This is a genomic window from Candidatus Pelagadaptatus aseana (assembly GCF_040362265.1).
GTDB classification, from domain to species: Bacteria; Pseudomonadota; Gammaproteobacteria; order Pseudomonadales; family Cellvibrionaceae; genus Pelagadaptatus; species Pelagadaptatus aseana.
The window spans coordinates 1-10,506 of record NZ_BAABNJ010000016.1 but is presented as its reverse complement, the minus strand read 5'-3'; the positions used below and the strand labels follow the sequence as shown (position 1 = coordinate 10,506).

At 49.4% G+C, this 10,506-nt stretch carries 7 protein-coding genes and 1 pseudogene; 3 read left to right on the top strand and 5 right to left on the bottom strand.

Annotated elements, in window-relative coordinates:
* Positions 1-182: 182 nt before the first annotated feature.
* Complete coding sequence (locus ACPXV9_RS15690) at positions 183-1,064, bottom strand: LysR substrate-binding domain-containing protein (protein WP_423899009.1); 882 nt, start codon at positions 1,062-1,064, stop codon at positions 183-185.
* Positions 1,065-1,211: 147 nt separating this feature from the next.
* Between ACPXV9_RS15690 and ACPXV9_RS15685 the strand changes: the two genes are divergently transcribed.
* From ACPXV9_RS15685 to ACPXV9_RS15675, 3 genes are all read left to right on the top strand, one after another.
* Positions 1,212-1,886: a type 1 glutamine amidotransferase domain-containing protein gene (locus tag ACPXV9_RS15685; protein WP_423899008.1), complete on the top strand. Its 675-nt coding sequence runs from the start codon at positions 1,212-1,214 to the stop codon at positions 1,884-1,886.
* A gap of 300 nt (positions 1,887-2,186) precedes the next feature.
* A complete protein-coding gene (locus ACPXV9_RS15680) occupies positions 2,187-2,699 on the top strand; it encodes a hypothetical protein (protein WP_423899006.1) in 513 nt (170 codons plus the stop codon).
* A complete protein-coding gene (locus ACPXV9_RS15675) occupies positions 2,689-3,648 on the top strand; it encodes a ComEC/Rec2 family competence protein (protein ID WP_423899005.1) in 960 nt (319 codons plus the stop codon). Before ACPXV9_RS15680 ends, ACPXV9_RS15675 begins: the two co-directional genes overlap by 11 nt.
* Before the next feature lie 4 nt (positions 3,649-3,652).
* Here the strand turns inward: ACPXV9_RS15675 and hsdR are convergent.
* From hsdR to ACPXV9_RS15655, 4 genes and pseudogenes are all read right to left on the bottom strand, one after another.
* A pseudogene (gene hsdR, locus ACPXV9_RS15670) lies at positions 3,653-6,064 on the bottom strand (EcoAI/FtnUII family type I restriction enzme subunit R).
* A 168-nt stretch (positions 6,065-6,232) separates the two neighbouring features.
* Positions 6,233-7,687: an ATP-binding protein gene (locus ACPXV9_RS15665; protein WP_423899003.1), complete on the bottom strand. Its 1,455-nt coding sequence runs from the start codon at positions 7,685-7,687 to the stop codon at positions 6,233-6,235.
* Positions 7,684-8,901 (bottom strand): restriction endonuclease subunit S, encoded by a 1,218-nt coding sequence (locus ACPXV9_RS15660; RefSeq protein ID WP_423899002.1) that lies wholly within the window; start codon positions 8,899-8,901, stop codon positions 7,684-7,686. The genes ACPXV9_RS15665 and ACPXV9_RS15660 overlap by 4 nt, the downstream gene beginning before the upstream one ends.
* Entirely contained in the window at positions 8,901-10,367 is a 1,467-nt protein-coding gene (locus ACPXV9_RS15655; protein WP_423899001.1) for an N-6 DNA methylase, read from the bottom strand. Before ACPXV9_RS15655 ends, ACPXV9_RS15660 begins: the two co-directional genes overlap by 1 nt.
* Positions 10,368-10,506: the final 139 nt, after the last annotated feature.

The window sequence follows — 10,506 nt, the reverse complement described above, 5'->3', positions numbered from 1 at the left end:
CGAACTGGGTGATCTTGATGCCATGCCCGGTCAGATCGTGATCGTATAACTGGGTCAATACGCGGTTGGCCTTGCGCAGGCTTAGTGCCAGACAGGGTTCGAGGCCGTACTGATCGATTGGGATGTGTTTGTTCATGTAGATATTTAATATGTATATGCATGCAGTGTCAATAGGCCGGTTATTATTCCTGCCAGTCTGCGAACTCAGAAAACAGGAAATCAATCGCCAGTCGCGCTTTGGCTGGAAGATAATGCCGGTTCTGGTAGACGATCCAGGTGGATTGCCGGTTGCTCCAGTAGGGCTCTAGCACCGGGATCAATTCACCCTCGTCGATGGCCCCGGCGAAACTGGTGCGTGGCATGTAGGCGATACCCAGACCGGCTTTGCAGGCCGACACCGCGGCCGCGGCGTTGTTGGATTTCCAGCGGCCAGAGACGCGAGTGGTTAACTCTTTGCCGTCGTCCAGAAAGCGCCAGTTGTCGTTGTTGACGACAATGCATTGGTGTTGTGACAGGTCCTCAGGGGATGAGGGTTGCCCATGGTCTTGCAGGTAGCCGGGTGAAGCTACCGCGACCATTTTGCGATCCACCAGTTTGCGCGCCACCAGCCCCGAGTCACGGAGGCGGCCATAGCGTACGGAAAAGTCGTAACCCTCTTCGACAAAATTGACCAGACGCGAACTGAAATCCATCTCGATCTTGAGGTCCGGATGCTGCGCGGCAAACTTCACCAGCGCTGGTGCTATGTGCTGTTCGGCAAACACACCGCCGGCGGATATTTTCAGTGTGCCGCTCAGGTTGACCTGAACATCGCTCAGCCCTTCATTGGCTTCCTGTAATCCGGAAAGTAATTCCGAGCAGCGTTGGTAGTAGTCGCGGCCGGGGTCGGTAAGCTTTACCGAGCGGGTGGATCGGGCAAACAGCGCGGTTTTCAGGCGTTGCTCCAGTTGCGATATCTGCCGGCTCACATGAGAGGTGGATACCCCCAAGCGGCGGGCAGCCGCAGTAAAACCGCCGGCCTCGGCTACGGCAATAAATTCATCGATACCCTGAAAAGCAGACACAGGCCTCTCCAATCATTGAACGCTTTATTGTTGCTGTACGGCAATAGTAATTTGCATTTTAGCTCTATTATCAGTTTTATGGTTGTCAATTAATCTGGTCGCCAAGCTAACCAATGGCCTTGAGCCATCCAACCCCTTGGAGAGAATATGAAAAACGTACTGATTCTGGTGACCAACCACGCCACGCTGGGCGATACCGACAGTGCCAACGGTACTTATGCGCCTGAACTGACCCACGTATTGCATGAGCTGAATCAAGCCAATTGCCAATACGACATTGCCTCGATCCAGGGAGGCAACGCCCCTCTGTACGGCACCGATGCTGAACACGATCCGGTCAATGACGCGGTACTGGCCGATGACGAATTTCAGAATCGCATTCGTAACACCATTCCCTATACCCAGATCAGCGCCGACAAATACGACGCCGTGTTCTACCCTGGTGGCTTCGGCTTGCTCAGTGACCTCGCCAGCCACGAACCCGTTGCCAGACTCTCGGCCGCCATCTACGAACAAGGCGGCGCAGTTGCCGCTGTCTGCCACGGCCCGGCGGGTTTGTTACCGATCACTCTGAGCGATGGTTCCAAATTGATCGATGGCAAACGGGTAACGGCCTTTACCCGCGAAGAAGAAGTGGATTTCGGCACCATCAATGACATTCCGTTTCTGCTTGAAGAAGCGCTGACCCGCAATGCCGGCCGTTATGAGAAGACCGGTCCCTGGCAGGAAAATGTGATTGTCGATGGGCGCGTGATAACTGGGCAGAATCCTCAGTCGGCCCATGGGGTGGGTGTGGCGTTGGTTAAATTGTTGGGGGTTTGATTTTATTGGAGGAAGGTGGGAATTTTTCTGTAATGAAAAAGGCCAACCTGTGAGGGTTGGCCTTTTGGTTATGGTGGGCCGGGGTCGATTTAACCTGTTGAAATATAAGAGCTAAATCTTTTTGGTTTTTATTTGTGCTCCCATGTTCTTGGTGTGTGCATCATATAGTAGAGTTGTGTAATACGGCGGCCTCCTTGATTACTTAAAATTAACCCCCATAACTTTTTCCAGTCAACCAGTTAATCAAATTAATAATTAACATTGTGGGCTTGGTTGGTGCCTCACGGTTTGGTTTTTGATATGGAAAGTCTTATTGAGAAAATTTCAGGTTATAACCTGTTGAATAATTTGCTGCCCGGAATTTTGTTTTGCTTCATTGCTGAGACCAAGTTGAGCCTAGTTATTGTTCCTAATGACATTGTCGTGGCTCTAGTTGTTTACTATGTCGTGGGCATGATCGTTTCTCGTGTAGGGTCATTAATTGTTCAGCCGGTTTTGGAGTTTGTGGGTTTATTCAAACCCTATGATCATCATAAGTATGTTGCTGCTGAGAGGTCTGACCCCAAAATTTCACCGCTGTTAGAGACTGCAAACCTGTATCGAAGTATGGTGGCGACTGCTATCTGCCTGGCTGCCATATGGGGGTGGACCGAAATAAAAGTCCACCCCCTGTTGGCTGATTACTCCTCCGTTTTGGAGTTGATGGGTTTGTTTTTACTTTTTCTTATCACATATTTGAAACAACTTCGGTATCTGGCCTCGCGTGTTGAGAAGCATGCTGCAGGTGCAAGTGAGGTTGAGCATGACAGTTAAGTCTATAGAAACTCGCTTCAGGGCATACCGCCTGGAAACATCTGGATCATCATTTTCATATTTTGATGGGACGAGTTTTACTTTGATAGAGGCCCGTTATACCGATGAAAATAAGGCAAGCATTGCGGCGGAGCTGAAGGCATGCAACCGAACTACTATTTCAACGCTGCATATTACGTCCTGGGATCAAGACCATTGCTCGCCTAGTCAGCTGACAGATATTTTGACTAAGTTAAAGCCGAATAAAATTGAGTATCCCGGTTATGAGCCCCATACCGATAGTGGCAAGGAAAGCTTGAAGTTAATTCAAAACTATAAGCCCAGCCATATAGTGACCCCTACGCTGATTGCCGTGACGCCCAAGTATATTGATAGTCTTTCGAAGGCAAAATCATATGGTTATCGGGATGTTATGTATCACCCAAAGGTTATAGATTCGGATAGTTCAAACAACAATTCTACGATCAAGCAGTTTCGCACAGGATCATTCAACGTTTTAAGTCTGGGTGATGTTGAGTCGGCCAATATTTCATCAATGATTCGTAGTAGCAGGACAGTCTATGAGGAAGTTGATGTGTTGATAATGGCACATCATGGTGCTGATAACGGCTTTACTACCTCAGGCTTCATTAGAAAAGTGAAACCTTCATTGGCTGTAGCCTCGTCGAATTATGGTAATCAATTTGATCATCCAAAGCCGAATATTAGGGAGTTGTTAAAGAAGCATGAGGTGCAGCTTTTTACAACAAAGATGGGTGATGTGATTGTGCAATCAGTAGGTTCTCATAGTGGTGAATACGAAGTCATCAATATGAAGGCAGGTAATACAAAAATCGATAGTTCCTGGACGGGTACTGCCAGGAAGAATAAGTTCCTTGTGAAAAATGATGATGCTCTGCGTGATCGTCGAAGATCACATTATAAGGGACCTAGGCGCTCTAGGCGGTAAAGTTTTAGTCTTGTTGGAAGTCCTGATATAGGTGTTTTTGAAATCCAACAAAAGTTTCCCGTATCACTGCTGGTGAGCCAAACTCTGCTGCTGCATCGCTAATAGTGTTGTACTTCAACTCAATCAGGCTGCGCATTTTGTTGGCAGCCAATTCCTGCACTCCGTCCTCAATATACTTTTCAAGAATGAAGTCTATAAACTCCTGTTGCTTGTAATCGGCAAAGGTTTGGCGGATGGCGGGCTTGGCCTGTTTTACACGCTCCATGCGGGTGCGTGTTTCAACGGCATAAGCTACAAAGGCCAGCACGTCGTAAACATCGCTGTCTTTAGCGTCGATAAGGTTTTTCATGCTGTCGAGTTTTTCAGCGTCATAGCCTGCTTCAGCCAAGTCGCTAAGTAGTTTTTCTCGAGTAGTGGGGTCGCTCCAGATTTCCCGCAACTGGTCTTCATTTCCAAAAAACTGGGGCAGGTCATCGAACATACGCTCGACAAACTCTTTAGCTGTAATGGGTTTTCCTTCCGGGCTCCAGTACATGGCTGAGGCTATATGCTGGATGGTTCGGGCTTTGCCGTCATTCAGTTTTATGGTGATTTTTTCGGGGTGAGGTTCTGGCTCCGGCCCATCCGGTAAACCACCATCTGGTTCTTGGTCGCCACCTGGCCCCTCTGGTTTCGGTCTTGGGTCGCCCGGTTCTTCGGCTATTGGGTCACCATCCCATTCGGGGTCGGCAAAGTTCTGGTGGGCTTTTACGAAGTCGTAGATGGTGAAGTAATCCTTGCCCTCGTACATGCGGGTGCCGCGCCCGATTATCTACTTGAATTCGATCATGTTGTTACAGGGGCGCATCAGCACGATATTGTGTACATTGCGGGCATCGACACCGGTGGATAGCTTACGAGAGGTAGTGAGGATGGTGGGTATGGTCTTTTCGTTGTCCTGAAAGGTTTTCAGGTCGTTTTCACCGGCAGCACCGTCATTGGCTGTAACCCTGACACAGTAACTTGGGTTGGTGCTCCAGTTTTTTTCGACGGCATATTGGTTGATGCGGTCTCGAACCATGCCGGCATGTTCTTGGGTGGCACAGAAGACGATAGTTTTTTGCTGCGGGTTGATGCGATCCATCCAGTAGCGCACGCGCATTTCTTCGCGCTCGGGGATGGTGATAATGCGGTTAAAGTCACCTTCCTTATAGACCCTGCCGGGCTCCGGTTTCCCCTGAATAACCACGCCATCACCGGGAGTGTAAACATACTCATCCATGGTGCCGACGATGGGAAGCACCTTAAACGGTGTAAGGAAACCGTCGTTGATCCCTTCTTTGAGGGTATAACTATAAACCGGCTCGCCAAAGTAGGCGTAGGTATCGGCGTTATTCTTGCGCTTGGGAGTTGCGGTCAAACCCAACTGCACGGCGGGGGAGAAGTAATTGAGAATATCCCGCCAGGAGCTTTCATCATTGGCGCCGCCACGGTGGCACTCATCGATCACTACAAAATCAAAAAAGTCTTCCGGGTAGTCGCCAAAGTACGGCGTTTTATTGCCTTCGTCGTCTTCTGGGCCACTCATAAAGGTCTGGAAGATGGTAAAGAAGACACTGGCGTTTTTCGGCACTGCACCTTTCTTTTTGATCTCGCCCGGCTCGATACGGACTATGGCATCTTCACCAAAGGGGCCGAAGTCGTTAAAGGCTTGGTTAGCCAGTACGTTGCGATCGGCCAGAAACAGGATGCGGGGGCGCTTTTTGGCGGTACCGGGGTTCTTTTGGGCGTTTAGGCTCCAGCGGCTGTGAAACAGCTTCCAGGCGGTTTGGAAGGCGATACAGGTTTTGCCGGTGCCTGTGGCCAGCGTCAGCAGGATACGTTGTTTGCCTTGGGCAATGCTCTCCAAGGCATTGTTGATGGCGTTTTCCTGATAGTAACGGGGCTGCCAGTCGCCTTTGGTTTCAAAGGGGATTTGGGCAAAACGCTCGCGCCAGATGGGGGCGAAGTCGGGCTCTGCCTCACCATCTTCAGGGTTAAAAGCCAGTTGCCATAGTTCTTCGGGGCTAAGGAAGCGGTCAACCAAGCCTTCCTTGCCGGTGACCATATCGACCTGATAGATAGCATGGCCGTTGGTAGAGTAACCAAGGCGGCATTGCAGGCGCTGGGCGTAATCCTTGGCCTGCCGTACCCCCTCGGTATAACTAAGGCTCTCTTTTTTGGCCTCCACCGCCGCTAGTTTGCGGCCCTTGTATTCCAGCACATAGTCACTGCTTAGGCTGGAGGCGCGCTTGCCACCGTCCTTACCCCCGGACGGCAGGATGCGGCCGTTGGTGATGCTCACCTCACGGCGAATATAGCTGCTTTCAGCCTTGCCCCAGCCCGCCTCAACCAGTTTTGGGTCGATTAGGTTTGCTCGGGTGTCCGCCTCATTCATCGTCATTACTTAGGCATCCTGGTATGCAAATATTATTTGTACAAAAATTATCCGGTCAGTTAAGAATGGATTAAGAAATAAATTTTGTTTCTAACTCTTTGTTTTTTATGTGTTTATTGGCTTTTTGGGCTGTGGCATTAGCTTTCTAATACTTAAAAAGTTAAGAAGTCAGGCCCACCACGGCTGATAACCGGCTCGTGGACGGCCTTCCTCTGCTGGCTTGATCACACCAGCTTTTAGGGCTGCGTTGAGTACTTTTGTGGCCTGTGGGGCATTGGACTTTTCTATGCCCAAACGTTCACATAAGCCAGTATTTTTCAATTTTTGCCCACTTAGCCACAATAGCACGGCGTGTTGGTAGCATGCTCTAACCCGTTCTTCAGGTGTCATCTCAGCAAATGTTCGGGGGCTGTACAGAGTTACCTGCATAGATTCGGCTTCTGCCTTAAACATGGGCGGGGGGAGCTGATACAGCTCTATACTGGCAATGACTTTATCGAGCCCGCTTCCTTGCTCCTCACATATTCCCATACGGCGCATAAGAGATCCCAGCATGGGGTTTCGTGAACGCGGGGGTAGGTCAATCATGCGATCTGTTTGCACCAAAGGTTCGCCAGGATTGGTTATCTCTATTCTGTCTTCAAACAGTTCTATCTGGGGCCCGGCCCCCTGGATTGTCATGTTTTGGTGGATTAGTGCATTGGCAACCACTTCACGAATTGCGATTTCAGGGTAAACAGGTCGCGCTTGCCGGAGAGCTTCACCAATGTGTTCATTACTGGGTAGCAGGCCATTGATAAAACCGAGCAATCCTTCAAACCCAACCGCGTAGCCTTTTTGTCCATCTTGCCTGTGCGTAACCGGTGTGGCTCTGTTTTTACCTTTGTAAGCAATAAAGCGTACGGCTTTTCGTGCAATATCAGAATCAAACTGGCTTAAATCGTGTGCGAATAAGATGGCGCCCAAGTTAGAGATGTTCCAGCGTTCGCCTACATCACCTTGAATGAGGCTGTCGGCGGCCAAACGTTCCAATATACCTGCTTTATTGTCGGGTAGATTTTGTTGGGTTAGACGAAAATAACCAGGGTAATCCAGTAGTGACAATACTTCATCGGCGGATAGGTAGTTTTTGGCACTGCCCTTTTCCCATACATAAGGGCGCAGATTGGTGATCAGCTTTTGCTGGCGGTCGGGGTAGTCCGATAATTTGGGGGTGGCGCTGCCAATGCGCACATAGGCTATATCTTCATAAGCGACGGGTGCTGTTGTGGCGGCGGGAATTTCCAATAACACCAAGCGACCCAGCGGGTGATTAACGACACGAAAGGCAAAGGCGATGCTTGGTTTCAAGCGCTGAGCCAGCCAAAGCTGTAGCACTGTGTTGCTTTCACCTTTGGTCGATTCGGGGTCGAAGTTTGAGCCTATAATTTTGCGGCTACCATCTTCAATGCCCCAAAGCACATAGGCTGTTTCTTGATTGTCTATGCGAGCTGCATTGGCAAGCGCCGAGCACAGTTTGGCAATAACTTTGGGGTCGGTGTTGTCTTTTTTGAATTCAAGCAGGCTGTTTTCGTTGGCTTGAGCCAGCAAGTCATCAATTAAGGCAATATCGCGTTCTGTCACGCCGCTGCTCCATCTATGTTGTTGGTCAGCTCGCCGGTAAAGGCTTTTTGGAGGAGGGATTTTTTGAGTTCATCTATCTGTTCAATTTTCATCTGATATATCTTTTCAAGCTCCTGCACATGAGTCATTAGCCCACTTAATTGATGAACAATTTTTTCTTGCTCATCTAAAGAGGGAAACGGGAATTTCATATTCTCGAAGGTTCCCAGATTGATATTGTCTTGGGCAGAACCTTTACCCTGAGCCTGAAGAATGATTTTGAAAGACTGAAGCAGATATTCAACGTAGCTAATGGTCGTTAATTTGGGATCAACAACAATACCTATTACGCTATCAGGGAAGCAGCCATCGAAGTCCAAAATGCCAGTTTCAGCGATATTGGCCGCAATGGTTATACAGATAGTTCCTTTAGGCCACAGTTTACTTTGCGCAAGTCCGGCCTCGTTATATGTTTTGGAAAAGCTGGTTATGAGATGTTCACAGTTCCTTACATCCCCTGTCTGAATAAAGGGATATTCGCCCCCATACAGCACAGGGTCATTTCTTGGCCTGTGCTTTGACTTTCCTCTGCCGAACTCAATGGAAACATCCTGAAGGCGTTCTTCACTCCACCCCTCACCACGTTGGCTAAACACCTGCTGCAAATAGCTTTCAAACAGTTCACGGGCGTTTTTGAGGTTTTGCTCCGTCAGGGCGCGGGCTTTGTCGATGTCGGCAAAGGCTTGGTCGAGTATGGCGACGATGCGTTTTTGTTCGGGGAGGGCTGGGTAGCTTATGCACATCTTTTTCAGATGAGAGGGGCCCACATTTTTTATAGCCGTACCAGTTGAATGCCCCAAAAGCTCATTGATAAAACTTGGGGTTTTAAAAAAGTAATAAACAAATTTTGTATCAAGTTCATCTAGTAATGATCGAAAACGAACAACACTTGTATTCATTAACAAGGGTAAATCTGCTTTTTTAACAATCGCGGAGCGACCTATTGTTCCAGAGATGGTGTATAAAATATCGCCTTCTTCAACCTGGAAATGTTTCCACTTTCCGGTAGCAAGTTCATAGTTTGCACTACGGGATTTCGACATGTCGATATACCCATCTTGTACGCACCGAACATTAATCATTGGATAGCCGTCTTCTTCGTATTCATATTTACGAATGCCGGGGCCTTCTTGAATGAATAAGACATCGGCTAACCCTTTCGTGGTCCACCCCATTACACCAACTCCTGAATCTTGGCCAGTATCGCCTCAGACTCTTTATCCAGCGCAATAATTTCCTCGATAATCGCCTTCGGCTCCCGCAGTGGGTTTTTCTCCTCGGCATTGGGATTTTTTACCGATAGGTCGTAAGTGGCTTGATCAATATCCGCCACTGCCAGCGACCACGACTTGGCCGAGCCCTCAAAACCCTTTTGTAGGCTGACAAATTCTTTCAGGTCGTTGTCATTAAGGGGATTGGTTTTACCCAGGCTGCGGCCGGGGTCGAGTTGGTAATACCAGACCTGTTGAGTCGGCTCGCCCTTGGTGAAGATCAACACCACGGTCTTAACTCCGGCACCGAGGAAGGTCTTGGCGGGGCAGTCGAGCACTGTATGCAGGTTGCAGTTTTCCAGCAGCTCCTTGCGCAGGGCAATGGCGGCATTATCTGTATTACTGAGAAAGGTGTTTTTGATCACCACCGCCGCGCGGCCACCAGGCTTGAGGCTCTTGATAAAGTGCTGCAGAAACAGGAAGGCGGTTTCGCCGGTCTTGATGGGGAAGTTCTGCTGCACTTCCTTGCGCTCTTTGCCGCCAAAGGGCGGGTTGGCCAGTATCACATCATGCTGATTGGCCGGGGTAATATCTTGCAGGTTTTCCGCCAGGGTGTTGGTATGCATCACGTTGGGGGCTTCGATGCCGTGCAGGATCATATTCATAATGGCGATCACATAGGCCAGCGATTTCTTCTCTTTGGCGTAGAAGGTGCGCTCCTGCAGGGTTTTCAGATTGCTGGTGGACAGCTGCTTCTTTTCTGCACCGCCTTGTCTGAGGTAGTCGTAGGCTTCGCAGAGAAAGCCCGCCGAGCCGGCGGCACCGTCGTAGATTGTTTCACCAATCTGCGGCTGTACCACATCGATCATGGCGCGAATCAGCGGGCGCGGGGTGTAGTATTCGCCGCCGTTGCGCCCGGCATTACCCATGTTCTTGATTTTGGTTTCATAGAGGTGGCTGAGTTCGTGCTTTTCTTCCTGTGAGCGAAAGCGCAGTTCGTCCACCTTCTCCAGGGCATCACGCAGGGAGTAGCCGCTCTGGATCTTGTTTTTGATTTCACCGAAGATTTCGCCGATCTTGTATTCGATGGTGTCGGGGTTTTCAGCTCGCTGCTTGAAGCCCTTGAGGTAGGGCAATAGCTCGGCATCCACATAGTCAATCAGATCACTGCCGGTGAGGGCATTGTTGTGGTCAAAGTTGCCGTCGTCATTCTTGGGGGCGGCCCAGGTGCTCCAGCGGTGTTGGGTATCAATGATGTACTGGTAATCCTCGCCCATTAGCTCGGCTTCAAGGGACTTTTCGTGCTCTAGATCATCGAGGTATTTGAGGAATAGCATCCAGCTGGTCTGTTCGGTGTAGTCCAGCTCGCTGGAGCAGCCAGCGTCTTTATGAAGGATGTCGTCGATGTTTTTGAAGGTTTGTTCGAACATGGAAAGGCGATCCCTTGAATTATTGGTCTTCCTGACCGGCTTAAATTCGCTGTTGTTTGTATGTAGCCTGATGTTCGGAATCAGTATAAAAAAAGCCCCTGTAAAATTAAATCCTACAGGGGCTTTTGATTTGGTGGTG

Coding starts and splice junctions, on each gene's coding strand:
- ACPXV9_RS15685 (WP_423899008.1), top strand. CDS start 1,212: ATGAAAAACGTACTGATTCTGGTGACCAACCACGCCACGCTGGGCGAT.
- ACPXV9_RS15680 (WP_423899006.1), top strand. CDS start 2,187: ATGGAAAGTCTTATTGAGAAAATTTCAGGTTATAACCTGTTGAATAAT.
- ACPXV9_RS15675 (WP_423899005.1), top strand. CDS start 2,689: ATGACAGTTAAGTCTATAGAAACTCGCTTCAGGGCATACCGCCTGGAA.
- ACPXV9_RS15660 (WP_423899002.1), bottom strand. CDS start 8,901: ATGGGGTGGACCACGAAAGGGTTAGCCGATGTCTTATTCATTCAAGAA.
- ACPXV9_RS15655 (WP_423899001.1), bottom strand. CDS start 10,367: ATGTTCGAACAAACCTTCAAAAACATCGACGACATCCTTCATAAAGAC.